Origin of the sequence: Micromonospora sp. NPDC047467 (assembly GCF_040643095.1) — a bacterium.
Taxonomy (GTDB): domain Bacteria; phylum Actinomycetota; class Actinomycetes; order Mycobacteriales; family Micromonosporaceae; genus Micromonospora.
In genome coordinates, this window is the sequence record NZ_JBEYTO010000003.1 from 131,333 (window position 1) to 148,608 (window position 17,276).

Consider the following 17,276-nt stretch of genomic DNA (forward strand, 5'->3'; position numbering starts at 1 on the left):
ATCCCCGCCCGCGCCGGCCGGTCACAGCTCCAGTACGAGCCGGGGCGTACGGGCCCGGGAGACGCAGATCATCATCGTGTCACCGGCGGCCCGCTCCTGTTCGGTGAGCAGGCTGTCGCGATGCTCCGGAGTGCCGGCGAGCACCGGAGTCTCACAGGTGCCGCAGGTGCCCTCCCGGCAGGACGAGAGGACCTGCACCCCGGCCTCCTCCACCGCCTGAAGGATCGGTGTGCCCGGCGGCACCGTCACCGTCCGCCCGGAGAGCGCGAGCTCGACCTCGATCGCCGTCTCCTCCCCGCCAACGGCGTCATCCAGCGGGGTGAAGCGCTCGACGTGCAGGCAGCCGGGCGGCCAGCCGCGACAGTGCTCCTCCACCGCCCTGACCAGTGGCTCCGGCCCACAGCAGTAGACGAGCCCGGTGTCGGGCCGGCCGAGCAACCCGGCCAGGTCGAGCAACCCGCACTCGTCCTGCGGGTGCAGGCTCACCCGGTCGCCGTACTTCTCCCGCAGGGCTGCGGCGAAGGCCATCGTGGCGCGGCTGCGTCCCCCGTACACCAGCTTCCAGTCGGCGCCAGTGGCGTCGGCGGCGGCGACCATGGGTCTGATCGGCGTGATGCCGATTCCGCCGGCCACGAAGAGGTAACGCCGCGCCGTGACAAGCGGAAAGTTGTTGCGAGGCCCGCGCACCCGGACGCTCGCGCCGACGGTGAGCCGCTCGTGCACCAGCCGTGAGCCGCCACGCCCGGCGGGCTCACGCTGCACCGCGATGCGCAGGGCGGCCCGGTCAGCCGGATCGCCACAGAGGGAGTACTGGCGTACCAGCCCGGCGCCGAGGTCCAGGTCGACGTGCGCGCCCGGCGTCCACTCGGGCAGGTCACCGCCGCCCGGACGGCACAGGCCGATCTCCACCACCTCCGCGGCCACCTGGTCCCGGCTGGCGACCACCAACTCCGCCCCGGCCAGATCGTCGGTCACGCTCGCACCGCCAGCCGGCTCGGCGGGCCGGGCACCGGCACGGCCGCCGCCCGGTGGCCCTCCGGGTGGGCGAGCAACCACTCCCACAACTCGACAGGTTCCTCGGCGACGCGCTCGGCGCCGCAGTGGCAGATCCCCCGCAGGGTGTCGCTGCCCGGCACCCAGTGGATCCGGTAGACCCGGTCCCCGGTGAGCACACCTGCGCGAAAACTCACCGCGTCGCTCCCACCGTCCCCGACCCGACCATCCGGGCCAGCAACCGCCGCGCGGCCAGGCCACCGGTGTCGATGTTGATGCTCAACTCCTGGTACCGGTCCGGCTCGGCCGCGATCACCTGCTCCAGGATGTTGAGCGCTGTCACGTCCTGCATGACCACTGTGTGGTTGCTCTGGTGCAGGTACTCGCTGACCGACTCGTCGTCGATCGCGAAGTCACGCGCCACCGCCCAGAAGTCGTACGTGGTGTGCTCGGTCGACGGTGTGATGGCGTACACGATCTCGGCGTGAAACGCTTCGCTGTCCTCGCCCTCGGCGGGTGGGAGGACGCCCTGCGGCGCGATCCGGCTGTGCAGGAGGTAGAGGCAGGGCGGGTGGTACTCGATGTCCTGCCACCGGGTGATCCGGCCCTGGATCCCGGTCGAGCGCGCGTAGAACGGCGGGCACTCGGCGTCGTCCATGTGCCGACTCACGTAGACGACGCCCCGGTCGTCGTCCACCTCGGTGGTGATCGGGGTGTTCGCCACCTCCGGCGTGCCGATGTAGCCACCGTGCAGATAGGTCTCGTGGGACAGGTCCATCAGGTTGTCCACGAGCAGGCCGTATCGCGCGTTCAGCGGCGCCATGCCCCGCACCACCGCGTACCGCGGGTCGGCCAACCACGGGGCGCGGGGAATCGCCGCCGGTTCGGCCCGCTCCCGGTCACCGATCCAGACCCAGATCAGAGAATCCTGCTCCACCACCGGATACGAGGCGACCCGCGCGGTCCGCGGGATCCGCTGTTGACCGGGTACGAAGACACACGCTCCCGTCGGATCGTAGGTGAAGCCGTGGTAGCCGCAGACGATCGTGTCGCCGTCGAGCCGGCTCTCCGACAGGGGGTAGCGCCGGTGCACGCACCGGTCGGCGAGCGCCACCGCCTCGCCGGCACCGGTGCGATACAGCACCAGCGGCTCACCGAGCACCGTGCGGGCGAGCAGGTTCCGCCCGACCTCGCTGCCGTAGGCCGCCACATACCACTGGTTGCGGGCGAACACCATGAGAGCGGGCCTCCTCGTGGACGTACGTCGATGAAGCCGCATCATCCCGTGCGCTGCCCCCGGCCGGGACCGGCGCTTTCACTGGGTGAAAGAGCGCCGGTCCGGCCACCGCGTCTCGTCGCGGGGGTCAGCAGCCGATCCGGCTGGCGCCCATGGCGAGGCTCTGCGCCACCCCCGGCCGGGCTCTGCTCGGGCAGTGTCGCGTCGTCGGAGGCGCGGTTTCACTGCAGGGCACCGTTCTGGCCGCCCAGCCGCAGGTCCCGGTTGCCGTCGGCGGCGTCGGTCATGGCCACCATCGTGGTGTGCTCGGTGGGCTGGGCGGGCCCGCCCTCAATCTATTGACGCGAACCTATTGAATCAAGCATCGGTCCGTGCCGGTTTCCGGGTTGACCTTGGCCCGCTGGGCAGGGCGTCGACCCTCCTGGCCAGGCGCTTCACGGGTGTGAAAAGGCTCTCAGGATGGCTCGAGTTTCGCACTATCGGCGCACGATCACATCCGGTTACGGACACGCGTCCTGACCTTGAGGAAGGCGAAGAATAGATGAATCCGCGCAACAATCCAGCCCAGGGCCGCACCCCGGTCACCGAGGCTGCCGTGGCACGGCTCGCCGCCCAGACGGCGGGACCCGTGCTGCTGCCCGGCGACGACGGGTACGACGCCGAGTGCGCGTCATACAACCTCGCGATCCCGCAGCAGCCGGCGCTCGTGGTGGGCGCCGCGGGTGCCGCCGACGTCCAGGCCGCGGTCCGCTTCGCCGCCGAGCACGGCCTGCCGGTCGGGGTGCTCGCCACCGGCCACTCCGCGCTCCCCTCGGACGGAGCGCTGCTGATCACCACCCGCCGGATGGACGGGGTGGTCATCGACGCCGAGGCGCGTACCGCCCGGGTCGAGGCCGGCGTACGGTGGCAGCAGGTCGTGGACGCGGCGACCGCGCACGGGCTGGCGCCGCTCAACGGAGCGTCTCCGACCGTCGGCGCGGTCAGCTACACGCTCGGCGGTGGGTTGGGCCCGATCGGCCGCACCTTCGGCTTCGCCTCCGACCACGTCCACCTGATCGAGATCGTCACCGCGGACGGCGAGCTCCGCACGGTGACCGCGACCGACGAGCCGGAGCTGTTCTGGGCGCTGCGCGGCGGTAAGGGCAACTTCGGGGTGGTCACCGCGCTGGAGTTCGCCCTCTTCCCGGTGCGCCGGCTCTACGGCGGTGGCCTCTTCTTCCCGGGCGAGCAGGCCGCCGAGGTGCTCAAGGCGTGGGGACGGTGGACCGCCGGCGTGCCGGACGAGCTGACCTCGTCGGTCGCGCTGCTACAGCTGCCACCGACCCCCGAGGTACCCGAGCCGCTCCGCGGCCGGCTGGTGGCGCACGTACGGATCGCCTACCTCGGCGCGGCTGAGGAGGGCGAGCGGCTGATCGCCCCGCTGCGCGCGGTCACCCCGACGCTGATCGACTCGGTGACCGACATGCCGTACAGCGCGGTCGGATCGATCCACGCCGACCCGCCGACCCCGATCCCCTTCGTGGACCGCTCGGCGTTGCTACGGGAGTTCACCCCGGAACTGGTCGACACGATCATCGCCCAGGCCGGCCCTGGCACGGGCAGCCCGCTGACCGTGCTGGAGATCCGGCACCTCGGTGGGGCCCTCGGCCGCCGTCCCGAGCCAACGAACGCGATCGACCTGGGGGACGCCGCCTTCACCTTCTATACCGTCGCGATCGGTGGCCCGGACCAGGCCGAGGCGTTCCAGGGTTACCTGACCCGCCTGCTGCAGGCCATCCAGCCGTGGAGCACCGGCGGGCGGTTCGTGAACTTCCTGGGCGCCAGCGACGCCACTGCGGAAGGGGTTCAGGCGACCTACCCGCCGCAGACGTACGAGCGGCTGGCTGCGATCAAGCGCCGCTCCGACCCGACCAACATCTTTCGCGTGAACCACAACATCATCCCGGGTTCGAACGAGTAGGGGCGGGCATGGCGGAAGGGTGCTGAGAGGCAGTCACGGCGACCACTCAGCACCCCTCGCCGCAATGCGGCCCCGGTCGCCGCCCCTGACCTGGATAGCCCTGCTACGCACGGCATTCCGCAAGTCATCTACGGGAGTGTTTGCTTGCCTGACCGCTCGTTCCCGGCGAGGACATTTTCCTCTTCCCCTCGCGACGGCCACCCGCGCGGCCGGCTGACCCCACCCGATGCCGGCGCCCGGCGCGAGGACCACTCTCCGCGCCGAGCCCGTCCCCGTCCTGCGGCACGGGCCGGATCGGCCGGCGCCCGCAGGACGGGTGAGTGAACGTCACCGTACGGAGGCCAGGGCGAAGGGGAACGTCACCCTGGTGAGGTCTTCGGAGACGGCCCACAGCCGTTGCTGGATGGCTACCTCGTACGACTGCGGGCTGGAGGTGACCAGCCGGGGGTGGCCCATGATCTCGTTGCGTCCGCCGGGGCCGTAGTACTGGCCGCCGAGCGCGGCGGGGTCGGTGGCGGCGCGCAGGGTCGGCAGCGCGCCCATCGCCGGCGTCTGGGTGATCAGCGGCGCGAGCCAGGTGAGCGGAAGTCGGAGGGCTGCGGGGGTGTTGCGGGCGAGTTCGGTGCTGGACATGCCGGGGTGCGCGGCCACCGCGACGGTCGTGCCGTGCGTGGCGAGTCGGCGTTGCAGTTCGTAGGTGAACATCAGGTTGGCCAGCTTGGACTGGCCGTAGGCGCGGACCGGGCTGTACGACTGCTCGAATTGCAGGTCGTCGAAGTGGATCGCGGCGCGGATGCGGTGGCCGGTGCTGCTGACCGTCACCACGCGTGAGCCGGGCACCGGCAGCATGAGGTCCAGCAGCAGCCCGGTGAGCGCGAAGTGGCCGAGGTGGTTGGTGCCGAACTGCATCTCGAAGCCGTCCCGGGTGGTCTGCTTCGGGGTGTACATCACGCCGGCGTTGTTGATCAGCAGGTCGATTCGGTCGAGCCGGGACCGCAGCGCGGCCGCCGCGGTCCGGACGGAGTCGAGTGAGGTCAGGTCCAGCGCCTGCACTGTCACGTCGCCGGTCATGCGGGCTGCGGCCTGCTTGCCCTTCTCGACGTTGCGCACGGCGAGCACCACTGACGCCCCGCGCTCGGCGAGTGCCTTGGCGGTCTCGTACCCCAGTCCGGTGTTGGCCCCGGTCACCACGGCCACCCGCCCGCGCTGGTCCGGAATGTTCGCCGTCGTCCACTTCTCGGCCATGACAGGCTCCCAACTAGGTAAAGTACCGAAGGTATCTTGTGCCGACAACGCTAAGGTACCTTCGGTACGTTGTCAACGTACCGAAGGTACCTAAGTTAGGCTGGTGATCGTGACTTTCCAGCGGGCGCGGACCGAAGAGCAGCGGGAGATCCGTCGACGGGCGATCCTCGACGTGGCGTCGGCGATGCTCGACGAGATGCCGGTGGCCGCGGTCACCCTGAACGAGCTCAGCCGCCGGGTCGGCCTGGCGAAGCCGAACGTGCTGCGCTACTTCGAGTCTCGCGAGGCGGTGCTGCTGGAACTCCTGAACCGCTTCCTACAGGAGTGGCTGACGGACCTGGCAGGGGAGTTGGCCGCCGGCGTCGACGAGAACCTGCCCATGGCCGAGCGGGCGACAGCGGTGGCCGAGATCCTCGGCCGCTCACTGTCTGACCGAACGGTGCTGTGCGAGCTCTTCGGCGCACAGGGCAGCGTCCTGGAACACAACGTCTCCGTCGAGGTCGTAGCGCGCTACAAGCGCGCCTCCCTGGAGCGCCTGACAACCATGACCGCCCTGATCGAGAAGTACCTGCCGGAGCTGGGCGAGAACGCCACACTGTTCAGCCTGCAAACCATGGTCATGGCCGGCGCACTGTCGGCGTACGGCACTCCCCCACCCAGCCTGCAGGCGGCCTACCAGGCCGAACCCGACCTGGCCCGCTTCCACCTGGAGTTGAGCGACTACTTGAGGCAGGCACTGATCGCAACCCTCCTGGGCGTGCTACCCCGCCGCTGACCTGTGGAGACCCGATCGACCGGACCGCCGGCACCACGATCGTGTTCGGGAGCGCCCGCGGGGCCCTGCCCGCCGGCCATGGGGCTACGCACGCCCCGGAGGGCCAGCGTGTGACTCCCGCCGCCCCTTCCGGGCGGGCTCACGGCGGCGGTGAACGCCGCGAGCCGGGCGCGAAGGGCGGGTCTGGGCATGGCGATCCTCCGGGGGACGCGGAGTCGGGCCGTTCGGTACGCCCGACTGCCGGTGCCGATTTCTCACCCTCCGCGCCCGGGCGTTCCACCCGGAGGTGGGATTGACTCACATCGATTCGAGCAATGATCGGCGCAGGACCGCCGTCCGGGATAGCGGTCGTTCACCACGCGCCAATGCCGACGTTTCGCCGTCTTCCGCCCTCGGAACGGGCATGGGGAAGTGGCGCCAATACCACCCCCGGCCCAGAGCCCGTCGGTGACGACAGTCCGGGCGGTACGCAGGCTTTGATCGGTTGCGCCAGTCGGGTCGACGCCTTGGTCCACATCGACGTGCGGGCTCGGTTGCCGGGGGTGGCCACCCGACGCTGGCACGGATGTAGCCGATTGTGACCATGGGGTCACTCCTCGCATACTCCTCCCCGACATGTTCCGGTCGAGTGGAGGAACACATGCGTCTCCGATCGTTCGTCACCGCAGCACTGGCTGCCGTACTGGCCGCCAGCGCACTCGCGCCGGCGGCACCTGCCGCGGCGGCCACCGCCGACCGGTGGGGGTTCGCCTACGTCAAGGACCCCACCGTTCCGGCCTGGACCGTGCTGGACACCACCCGGCAGTGGGGCAGCTGGAAGACGGCATTCCCGGCCGCCTGGGCCGACGGCATCAAGCTCGCGCCTGGCCGGTTCCAGGTCCGCTTCCCACAGGTGGGCACCGGCTCGCGGGGCGTGCCGCACGTGACCCCGGTGAACCGGAGCGGGCACTACTGCGAGGTGGTTCGCTGGTTCCAGTCCGGCGCCGACGAGATCGTCGACGTGCAGTGCCACAAGCCCGGCGGCACTCGCGAGGACACCCCGTTCACCGTGCTCTGGACGACCAGCTCGGGCGTGGTGCCGGCCGCCACCTCCCACGCGTACGTGCAGTGGGCCGGCGGGGTGGTGCAGTCGTACAACTCCACGGGCGTGGTGAACACGGTCGGGCCGATGGGCGTCGGGCAGTACCTGGTGCGGCTACCCGGCGTGGGGCTTGCCGGGCTGCTCGCCGGTAACGTGCAGGTCACCGCCGTGCAACCGAACGCCAGTCCCACCCGATGCAAGGTCGACACCTGGAACCCGGTCGGCACCGAGGTGCAGGTGCACGTCTTCTGCTACAACCAGGCCGGCGCGTTCGTCAACACCGACTTCGTCCTCTCGTACCACCGCCAGCGGTCGGTGATTGGCTCCCTCGGTCCTCCGTCGTACTTCGGTTACCTGGGTACCGCCGTCGGCGGGCCGACCAACGACAACTCGGTGCTCGGTGTCGGTGCGAACACGGTGGCATCGCTGGCGCCCGCCGGCCGCTACCTGGCGACGTTCCCGCAGATCGGCATCAAGGAGACGCACGCCCAGGTCGTGGCACAGGGCCGCGGCAGCAACTACTGCCACCTCACCCAACCCTGGACGTACACCACCAACGCCGACGTTGACGTGATCTGCTTCGACAACGCTGGCGTGGTCACCCCGCACCGCTTCCTGGCCACCTTCACCTCCCGGCTCTGACGCCGGTCAGCGTCGGCGGCGGCCCTCCTCAGGCCGCCGCCGACGCCGCCGGCGTTACCCGGGGTCCACGCAGGAGGCCGGCGACGCCTCGGATGCTGTAGGTGCTCATGAAGTCGTAGACGTCCAGCGCCTCACCGAACTCGTCCTCGATCCTCGAAAGGATCTCGACCGCCACTATCGAGTCGCCGCCGAGGTCCAGGAAGTCGTCGTGCACGCCGATCCACTTCAGGTTCATGGTGCCGGCCCAGATCGACAGGAGTCGTTCTTCGATGCGGTCGACCGGACCTTCGAACAGGGTGCACGTGCCGGCGATGACGGCGGACCGGATGTATTCGGTGTCGAGCGCGTCGCCGGCGAGCGGCATGGCGTCGACGAGTAGCACACCGTCCAATCCGCAGCACGCACCGAGCCGGTCCCACACGTAGCCTCGGAGTTCCGGCCCACTCACGTACTGGGAGAACTCGACCACGCCAATCGTGGCGTCCCGATCATCGTGGCGTATCGTCGTCGCCCGGGCATCACGCACGGCCGAATGCCCCCGCAGGGTGGATGCGAGCTCTGCCAAGCCAACCATCAACCGCTCCTTCAGTAACGGCGGCAGTCCGAGCCGTCGGCGCGGATTGACAACAGTCGCCAATGTGCCACGGAAGCTTGAGTGGTCGCAGAGACGAATCGGCAGAAATTCCGGAAGAGGTCGACCGCCGTTGCTTCTTCCCGCCTACCCTTGCCCGCGCCGATCGAATCGGACCACAATTCACGCCGACGGGTGGCGAGCCTGCGACCGTTCGCTATTCGACGCACGTTGTCGCCGGCCCCAGGGGGTAATGCATGATGAACGAGATCAGCTACGCACAGTCATCGCTTGTCGAGGAGGACGTGCCAAGCACTACTACGGAGCGGGTCATCGCCGAGGTGTGGGCCGAGGTACTGAACCTTGACGAGGTCGGACGGCACGACAACTTCTTCGACCTCGGCGGCCACTCGGTGCTCGCGACGCAGGCCGTGGCCAGATTGTGCGTCGCCCTGGGCCGGCACCTGCCGGAGCGAGCCTTGTTCGACTGGCCGACCGTCGCGACCCTGGCCTCGGCCCTGCCCGGTTATCCCATCGCCGAACAGGACGCACGTATCAAGCGCAGGTAAGCGACGGGTCCGGTGGGAGCCGGGACTCGGGTGCCCCGGTGGCGACGTGGTCGAAGCCGGGGTAGCCAACCCGTACCGACATGGGGCACACCAACCCCGACCATTACACTCCAGCAATAAGACCATCTATAACCTGCCAAACCGCCCCCTGCCGAATTGAGGTTACTCCGCAGTATCGCAGCTCGGCGTCCCGCTCGAGTCCGCCCGCTTGCCACCCGAACGGCGACCGAGGCAAATTGGATTGACGTTAGTCGTTCCGTGGTACCGTATGCTGCCGGCATGGTGCGAGTCGAGTTCCGGGTTCTTGGAACATTGGAAGCCGTGGTCGATGGTTCCCCCGTGCCGATAACCTCCCCGCGACAACGTATAGTGCTGGCCAATTTGCTGATGGCCGCCAACCATGTCGTGACCGTCGAGAAGCTGATCGGCGCCGTTTGGGACGATTCCCCGCCGCCCAGCGCGCGTGGTCAGATCCAGATCTGCATCTCCGCGCTGCGCCGGGCTCTCGGCAGTCCGGAGGTCATCGACACCAACCCACTCGGGTACGCCATCCGGGTGGCCCGCCAGCAGCTCGACTACCTCATGTTCGACGACGCCCTCGCCCAGGGCCGGTCCGCCGCGGCCAAAGGGCGGCTGGACGAGGCGCTGACACACCTGGACCGCGCCATCGACATCTGGTCCGGCCCGGCGTTGGGCGGAGTGCCCGGCCGGGCCGCGGAAGTCGTCTCCCACCGTCTGGAGGAGCGGCGGATCATGGCGCTGGAGGACCGCGCCGAGATCCGCTTGGGCCTGGGCGGTCATCGGGAGCTTGTCGAGGAGCTGGTCGCGTTGACCACGGAGTACCCCCTGCGGGAACGCCTGTGGGGGTTCCGGATGCTCGCTCTCTACCGGTCCGGACGGCAGGCTGAAGCGCTGGCGACGTACCGTACGGCCCGCACCAACCTCGTGGGCGAACTGGGCATCGAGCCGAGCCAGTACCTGCGCAAACTGGAACGCGCGATTCTCAGCCAGGACAGCAGCATCAGCGGCGACGTGGACGACAGACGTACCGGGACCGCCACAAGCGTGCACCGTCCGCAGGAGTTGCCCGCCGATCTGCCGGACTTCGTCGGCCATGCCGCGCTGATCGACACCCTGACCGCCACCCTGACCAGCGAGGACACCAAACAGGTACCGATCGCGGTCATCACCGGCGCACCGGGCTGCGGCAAGACCTCGCTGGCCCTGCACGTCGCGCACCTGTTACGGACCAAGTTCGTCAACGGCAGCCTCTACGCCTGCCTGTACGGGAGCACCGCGCAGCCACGCTCGACCGACGCGGTGCTCAGCGACCTCCTGCACGGACTCGGCGTTGCCCCGGCGGCGATCCCGGTCGCGGCCGGGCAGCGGATCAACCTACTACGCAGCCAGATGGCGACGCGACGGCTGCTGATCGTGCTGGACGATGTCGGCAACGAGGACCAGATCGCCGACCTGCTCCCCGGCGTGCCGGGTCCGGCGGTGCTGATCACCAGCCGCCGCAGGCTCGCCGGCATCCCGGGCGCACGGGCCGTCGATGTCGACATGATGTCGGCCGACGAGAGCCTGACCCTGCTCGGCCGAATCTGCGGGGAGCAGCGGGTCGCCGCGGCGCCCGACGCCGCGGCGGAGCTGACCCGAATGTGCGGCGGACTGCCCCTGGCCGTGCGGATCGCCGCGGTCCGACTGGCTGCGCACCCGCACTGGGCGGTTGGCACTCTGCTGGACCGACTGCGCGACGAGCGGTCTCGGCTGGACGAACTGTCCCACGGCGACGTCGCGGTCCGCTCGCTGCTCGCTGACGTGTACGAGTCACTCACCGAACCGGCACAGACCCTGTTCTGGCTCCTCAGCGCACTGGAGATACACGAGTTCAGCGCCTGGACCGCGGCGGCTCTGCTGGACTGCGACACGAAGCGGGCGACGGCACTCCTCGACGAGCTCGCGGACGTCCGGCTGCTGGAGGCCCACTTCTCCGCGCTCACCAGGCAACCCCGCTACCGATTCCACGAGTTGGTGCGGGTGTTTGCGAGCGAGCAGCGGCTGAAGCAGGACGACAAGGGGAAGTGCACAGAGGCGGTCACGCGGTCGCTCGGCGCTCTGCTCGCCTTCGCCGAGGAGGCTCATCAACGGATCTACGGCGGACGCTTCGCGGTTCTGCACGGCACGGCGCCCCGATGGGCCGGCGCACGTGCCGAGTTCGACCGCTTCCTCGGCGATCCGACGGCCTGGTTTGACGAGGAGCGCATCACGCTGGAGGTGGCGATCCGCCAGGCGGCGGAGCTGGAGCTGGACGAGCTGTGCTGGGAGTTGGCCGTCGTTTCGGTCACCATGTATGAGAGACGCGGCCTGTTCGCCGAGTGGCGTACGGCGCACAACATCGCGCTGGAGGCCACCAGCAGGGCCGGCAATCGCCGGGGAGACGCTGCCGTGTTGGCGTCGCTCGGCTCGCTGGGCGTCGCCCAACACGCCGAGGACGACGGCGACAACCTGCTGCACGCCATGAGCCTCTTCGAGGCGGCCGACGATCAGGCCGGGTCGGCATTGACGCTGCGCAACCTTGCTCACCTGGACCGAATCCAGGGCCGGCCCGCCGTGGCGGTGCTGCGTTACGAGCAGGCCCTGGAGAAGTTCCGGACAGTAGGCGACCTGGGCGCACAGGCCCATGTACTCAGTGGACTCGCTCGTAGCCATCTGGATCTCGGTTCCCCGGAACGGGCCGAAATGCTGGCGAAGGAGTCGCTCGCACTGGGTGAACAACTCGGTAACCGGCGCCTTCAGGCACAGGCCTTGTACCGGCTCGGTGAGGTGTTCGCCGACGCAGGGCAGTCGCTGGCCGCGAGAGCCGTCTTCCAATCGGCACTGGATCTGGCTCGGGAGCAGGACGATCGCGTCGGCCAGTCCTATGCCCTCAACGGCCTCGGCGGGGCCATGTTGGAGCAGAACGAATTCACCGCGGCCGAGATTCATTTCAGCGAGGCGGTCGAGATCTGCCGAATGACGCACGAGCGGAATGTGCACGCACACGCCCTGTTTGGGCTCGGGCGGGTATACATGGGCCGGGGCGAGTTCGATACCGCGGAACATTTCTTCGTGCAGGCCGCTAACGCATTCGCAATGCAGGAGAACAACCCGTGGCACTCGCGTTCCATCGAAGAGCTGGGCGCGTTGCGCCGGGCCGCCGGCCGGCTACCGGCGCGGAGTAGAAACGAGCCGACCGGAGAGAGGTGAAGCGGGCCGCCATCAGCCCCGCTGGCCGGCCAGCCGCCAACGTTCGAGCTTCCCGGCGGCCGAGCGCGGCACCTGATCGACGAACGTCACCCGCGTCGGCACCTTGTAGTTGACCAGACCGGCCCGGCAGTGCGCCATGAGCTCGGCGCTACTGACCGAGGCTCCCGGCTTGCAGACGACGTAGGCGCCGACAGTCGACCCGAGCACCTGATCCTCGGTTGCCACCACCACCGCGTCGAGCACTGCGGGGTGTTCCAGCAACTGAGCCTCGACCTCGTTGGGGTAAACCTTCTCGCCGCCCACATTGATCACGTCGTGCCGCCGGGGGGCGAGGAACAGATAGCCGTCCTCGTCGAGCCATCCGAAGTCGCCGACGCTGGCGAAACCGTCGGCCGTCGTTTCCAGCACCTGGCTGCCGAGGTACGCGTCTCCCCTGGAGACCCGACCGGCGCGCATGAACACCTTGCCGGTCTGTCCCGGGCCGAGCCGGTTCCCGGCGTCGTCCCTGATGCTGATCTTGGTGAAGAACCCACGACCCACCGTTCCGGGCCGCTGTTGCCATTCGTCCCCACGCACCAGGGTGCCGCCGATGTTCTCGGTCGAGCTGTAAACCTCGTACAGATGTTGTGGCCCGACCAGCTCGATCCACCGCTTCTTGGTGAACGAGTCGCACGACGCCGCCGTGTGCATCACCGTGCGCACGCTGGCGAAGGACGCCGGGTCAGGCTGGAGAAGCAACAGGATGGTGCGCATGTGCGCCGGGGTGAGCTGGATCCATTCCACCGCGTGGCGCTCGACCAGTTCCACCGTCCAAGCCGGCAGAAAGTACGGCGGCAAAATGGTGGTATTGCCGTCGAGGAGTCCGTCCAGCAGCGTGGTGAACGGGGCCGCATGGTGCAACGGACCCAGAATCAGTTGCCGCTGGCCGGATCGCCAACCGGCGCGACGGCGCAACGGCAACGGCACCTGGTGCCGATCGTAGTCGAGCGGTCCGGGGCGAATCGCGATCTTCGGCCGGCCAGAGCTGCCGCCGGTCGGCAGCAGGTAGGCGATCCGGCTGGCCACCGACGCGGGCGACCGCGCCGGCCGGCCCGCGTCGGCGTCGGCGTCGGCGTCGGCGTCGATGAGCTGGGCCCGTCCGTACGTCTGACCGATGAAGTTGAGGAGCTTCTCCCGCTCGGGTACGGGCGAGGCCGGGTTCAGCGGCAGCAGTGGCAGCTCCGCGGAGAGGACGGCCACGATGTCGACCACCGTCTGGATCGTGTTGTTCGCCTCGATCGCGACCACGCCCGGACCGGTACGCCGGGCGGCGGCATCCACCAGTGCGTCCGCCCGCCGGCCGCTCCGCTCGGCCAACTCCCGCCACGTCAGTACCTGCTCGACGGAGTTCCCGTCGAAGCCGACGACCGCGGGCTGATCGGTAGACATCTCCGCGATATCGGTGATCCGCTGACGGATCGATACGCTCATTCGGGCCTCCCACGATCGAGTGCGTCGTCATCCACCCGGCGGTCGGCGACATGCCGGACGGGCCGGCCGAGTGGACGAAACACAAGCCCACGCGGCAGACCGAGCCGGCGCACACATGATGGACGCAGGTCGATGGTGGCTCGCGCGGCCCGGCGCACGCAGAGAACAACCGGCAGAACAACGCACTGGATCCGATCCGCGAGTCGCTGCCGGTCCTTCTCTACTGCGCGGCGCGGACCGCTCAATAGCCTGGCGCACATGGTTTCACCAGGGCATGTCGACAGTGCCGCGCCGAGCACTCGGGCGACGCCGACCCATCAGGCAACCCGTACCCGCGGTCCCCGCCGCCGGGAGCGATCGGTGAGCCTGGTCCCCCGGCCATCGGTGACCGTGCGGTTCAGCGGAACGCGATCGGCCGAGGGGCCGCTCAATATCGGCCAATACAACGTTCTGCAGTGGCTGCGCGGTGAGTCGGAGCAGTTCTTCGCGGCCGTCGCGGGGGAACTCGACGTTCCGGCCGCAGCCGTGGTCGACGACGTCGCCGAGGCACTCGCAGTCCTTATCGAACGGCACGAAGGACTGCGTACGACGTACGTCGACGGCGTCGAACCGCAGCAGTTCGTGCACGCCACCGGCGACCTCGTCGTGGAGGTCTACGCAATCGAGGCCGCTGACCCACAACTCGTCGACCGGGCCGGCCTGTCCCGGGACCTCACCCGGCGGTTGCGCGCTGCGGGCGCGTACCGCATCGGCGAACTGCCGGTCCGGGCCGCCCTCGCGGTGCGGCCGAGTGACGCGTCCACCAGCTCCGCCTGGGTGGTGCAGGCCGCGGTGATCGGCTGCTCGCATCTCGCTGTCGACTACCAGGCAATGGAGATCATCAAGCGGGAGTTCGCGGACCTGATCCGTGATCGCACCGCACGACCGGCCGGTGGACCACCGATCCAGCCGTTGGACCTGGTCGCCCTGGAACGCACACCCGCGGCCCTGCGGCGCGAGGAATCAGTTCTGAGCTACTGGAAAGATCGGTTCTCCCGCATGCCGCAGTGCCTGTACCCCGTTCCGCGGGTCGCAGCCGGCAACGGGTCGGTAGCCGTCGAGATGACCTCCACCGCGGCCGGGATGGCGTTGCGAGCGGTGACAGCGCGCACCAGGACGAGTCGCGCCAGCGTCGTGCTGGCTGCGATCGGCGCGGTGCTCTCGCACCGGACCGGCACCCGGGAGCTCGTGCTCCCCACCCTGTCCGCCAATCGCTTCGAGCCACACCTTCGGCAGCACGTCGGCAGCCTCGCGCAGCTCGCGTTGATCACGCTCACGATCAGTGACACCACCTTCGACCGCCTGGTCCGGCAGGCGTGGGCCGCGGCGGTCGACGCGAGCCGGCACGGACGGTACGACGTGGACCGGCAGAGTGCCATCGCACGCCGGGTCGAACACGAACGCGGCGTCGTATTCGACTGCGAACCGTTGTTCAACAACCTTGTCATCGAGTCCGGTCCGGCGACCGGCAGGGCCGTGGCATCGGTACCCACGCCGGGTGAACTGGACGTCACGCGGCGCGCGACGCAGCTCCAGCGGCAGCCGATGCCCGTCGGGACCACGCTGATCCGGTTCGATCTCTACGAGACCGACGGACAGTTGCGTCTCGGCTGTTGGAGCAGCGACACCGGCCGCATCTCCGCCGACGAGGTCGAATCGCTGCTCGTAGCGGTCGAGAACCTGTTGATCGCGGCCGGGTCCGGTGACCTCGACGCCCGAGGGATCCGCGGCTCGATCCCGCTCAGCCCGGTACAGCGGGGCCCCGGCTGGCTGCTCGTGGACGGCTGCTGGGTCGAGGTGGCCGAAGTGCAACGGCTGCTCGACGATGAGCTGGCGTCCACCGGTGCCAAGGTTTTCGCAGCCGTGAACGGCGTGCCGTTGGTCGCTCATCTGGCGCGGACCGAGACCGTACGCACGCCCGAACAGGCCCACGCCGCGTGCATGGCAGCGCTGAAGGCGTATCCGACGGCAATGGCACCACAGAGCTACGTCATCTGCGAACGCGTCCCGGATGACCCCGATGACCCGGCCGCATGGATCGACGTGTGCTGCCAGGGATCCGGCCGGACCGTCAGAACCGCCGACACGGGGCTCTGCTGATCCCCACCCGACCGCCAGGTTCAACGAAGGGAGCCGACCGGTGACCACGAGCAAGATCACGCCCGCGCGCCTCATGCCCGCGGTATCAGCCGATGAGTCGGCACTGCCCGGTGTGCTGACCGCGCCCACCGACGGCGTACCGGCCGCGAGTCATCTCGCAGGGGTCCGGGACTCGGTCCGGCGGCAGCTGCGCACCCACGGCGCGGTCCTGCTGCGCGGCTTCGACATCGGCAACGTCAGCGGCTTCGAACGAGTCGTCCGGGCGGTGTCCGGCGAACCCCTGTCCTACGCCGAACGATCGTCACCGCGCAGCACCATTGAGGGCCAGGTCTATACGTCGACGGACTACCCGCCGACCGAGGAGATCTTCCTGCACAACGAGAACTCGTACCAGGCGGCCTGGCCGTTGACGTTGTTCTTCTACTGCATCACCCCGCCCGACACACTGGGCGCCACTCCGCTCGCCGACACCCGCCGGATCCTACGGTCGATCGACCCGGCCGTGCTGGAGGAATTCACCCGGCGCGGCTGGACCGTGGTACGCAACTTCACCGAGGGCTTCGGCGTGCCGTGGCAACAGGCGTTCAACACCACCGACCGGGCCGAGGTCGAGCGCTACTGTGCGCGTAACGGTGTGGAGGTTCAGTGGATCGGGCGCACCGGCCTGCGTACGACGGCCCGCCGACGGGCGGTGCATCAGCACCCTGTGACCGGCGAGACCGTCTGGTTCAACCACCTCACGTTCTTCCACGTGACCACGCTGCCCGAGGAGGACTGCGAGGGGTTGCGGGAGATGTTCGACGAGGCGGACCTGCCCACCAACACGTACTACGGAGATGGCGGACCGATCCCCGACGAGATCGTGGCGCACCTGCGCGACTGTTACCGCACCGCCCAGCGCCGATTCGACTGGCAACGTGACGACGTACTGATCGTCGACAATATGCTCTCCGCCCACGGCCGTGAACCGTTCACCGGATCACGCAGAATCGCCGTAGCGATGGCCGAACCATCGACGGTTTCGTAACGACAGGTGGCACAACGACGGAGGGCCACCTCTGTGGCGGCCCTCCGTGAACCTCTCCGGGTGAGACTGATCAGCCCCACGGAGTGTCGCCGATAACGGCGACCACCGATGTGGGCGGCGTGGCGATCAGGCGCGGACCGGAAACCATTGAGATTCGCAACTCAGTACCCCTTGTCTGCTTCGGCTCTCGTGCCGGCTGCCGCCGACAGATTCGAAGCTATGGCCGGCCGTTTTCGACTCCCCATCACGACGCTTTTCTCGCCGGCCGGGACCTGCCCGATCGGCGATAGCGATATGGAGGCGCCCGGAACGACGACT

The 17,276-nt window shown here is 69.0% G+C and carries 13 protein-coding genes; 7 read left to right on the plus strand and 6 right to left on the minus strand.

Features of this window, described 5'->3' with window-relative positions; all coding sequences use genetic code 11:
• Positions 1–21: 21 nt before the first annotated feature.
• From ABZ780_RS09345 to ABZ780_RS09355, 3 genes are read right to left on the minus strand one after another with little or no spacing between them, the layout of a single operon-like run.
• Positions 22–975 carry a PDR/VanB family oxidoreductase gene (locus ABZ780_RS09345; protein WP_357485443.1) on the minus strand — a complete coding sequence of 318 codons (954 nt, stop codon included), beginning with the start codon at positions 973–975 and terminating at the stop codon, positions 22–24.
• The gene (locus ABZ780_RS09350) at positions 972–1,190 is read right to left on the minus strand and encodes a hypothetical protein (protein ID WP_357005370.1); all 219 of its coding nucleotides are present in this window, start codon (positions 1,188–1,190) and stop codon (positions 972–974) included. The genes ABZ780_RS09345 and ABZ780_RS09350 overlap by 4 nt, the downstream gene beginning before the upstream one ends.
• A complete protein-coding gene (locus ABZ780_RS09355) occupies positions 1,187–2,230 on the minus strand; it encodes an aromatic ring-hydroxylating dioxygenase subunit alpha (RefSeq protein WP_357485445.1) in 1,044 nt (347 codons plus the stop codon). Before ABZ780_RS09355 ends, ABZ780_RS09350 begins: the two co-directional genes overlap by 4 nt.
• Positions 2,231–2,771: 541 nt before the next feature.
• On the opposite strand from ABZ780_RS09355, the gene ABZ780_RS09360 reads away from it, so the two are divergent.
• Positions 2,772–4,190 carry an FAD-binding oxidoreductase gene (locus ABZ780_RS09360; protein WP_357485446.1) on the plus strand — a complete coding sequence of 473 codons (1,419 nt, stop codon included), beginning with the start codon at positions 2,772–2,774 and terminating at the stop codon, positions 4,188–4,190.
• 327 nt (positions 4,191–4,517) lie between these two features.
• Here the strand turns inward: ABZ780_RS09360 and ABZ780_RS09365 are convergent, their stop codons facing one another.
• Positions 4,518–5,435, minus strand: coding sequence for an SDR family NAD(P)-dependent oxidoreductase (locus ABZ780_RS09365; protein ID WP_357005360.1), 918 nt, complete (start codon positions 5,433–5,435; stop codon positions 4,518–4,520).
• Positions 5,436–5,544: 109 nt separating this feature from the next.
• Between ABZ780_RS09365 and ABZ780_RS09370 the strand changes: the two genes are divergently transcribed.
• Together ABZ780_RS09370 and ABZ780_RS09375 are read left to right on the plus strand one after the other, a co-directional pair.
• Positions 5,545–6,210, plus strand: a complete 666-nt coding sequence (locus ABZ780_RS09370; protein WP_357485448.1) for a TetR/AcrR family transcriptional regulator — start codon at positions 5,545–5,547, stop codon at positions 6,208–6,210.
• A gap of 640 nt (positions 6,211–6,850) precedes the next feature.
• Complete coding sequence (locus ABZ780_RS09375) at positions 6,851–7,933, plus strand: hypothetical protein (protein ID WP_357005354.1); 1,083 nt, start codon at positions 6,851–6,853, stop codon at positions 7,931–7,933.
• A gap of 28 nt (positions 7,934–7,961) precedes the next feature.
• Here the strand turns inward: ABZ780_RS09375 and ABZ780_RS09380 are convergent, their stop codons facing one another.
• A complete protein-coding gene (locus ABZ780_RS09380) occupies positions 7,962–8,570 on the minus strand; it encodes a phosphopantetheine-binding protein (RefSeq protein WP_357005352.1) in 609 nt (202 codons plus the stop codon).
• A 191-nt stretch (positions 8,571–8,761) separates the two neighbouring features.
• Between ABZ780_RS09380 and ABZ780_RS09385 the strand changes: the two genes are divergently transcribed.
• Both ABZ780_RS09385 and ABZ780_RS09390 read left to right on the plus strand, forming a co-directional pair.
• Positions 8,762–9,073: a phosphopantetheine-binding protein gene (locus ABZ780_RS09385; RefSeq protein WP_357005349.1), complete on the plus strand. Its 312-nt coding sequence runs from the start codon at positions 8,762–8,764 to the stop codon at positions 9,071–9,073.
• 279 nt (positions 9,074–9,352) lie between these two features.
• Positions 9,353–12,322, plus strand: coding sequence for a BTAD domain-containing putative transcriptional regulator (locus tag ABZ780_RS09390; RefSeq protein WP_357485449.1), 2,970 nt, complete (start codon positions 9,353–9,355; stop codon positions 12,320–12,322).
• A 12-nt stretch (positions 12,323–12,334) separates the two neighbouring features.
• Here ABZ780_RS09390 and ABZ780_RS09395 read toward each other — a convergent pair whose 3' ends face one another.
• Positions 12,335–13,792 (minus strand): AMP-binding protein, encoded by a 1,458-nt coding sequence (locus ABZ780_RS09395; RefSeq protein ID WP_357005342.1) that lies wholly within the window; start codon positions 13,790–13,792, stop codon positions 12,335–12,337.
• Between the two features lie 360 nt (positions 13,793–14,152).
• On the opposite strand from ABZ780_RS09395, the gene ABZ780_RS09400 reads away from it, so the two are divergent.
• Positions 14,153–15,931: a condensation domain-containing protein gene (locus ABZ780_RS09400; RefSeq protein ID WP_357485451.1), complete on the plus strand. Its 1,779-nt coding sequence runs from the start codon at positions 14,153–14,155 to the stop codon at positions 15,929–15,931.
• Positions 15,932–16,004: 73 nt separating this feature from the next.
• On the plus strand, positions 16,005–16,958 hold the full coding sequence (locus ABZ780_RS09405) for a TauD/TfdA family dioxygenase (RefSeq protein ID WP_357485868.1): 954 nt from the start codon (positions 16,005–16,007) through the stop codon (positions 16,956–16,958).
• The last annotated feature ends 318 nt before the right edge of the window (positions 16,959–17,276 follow it).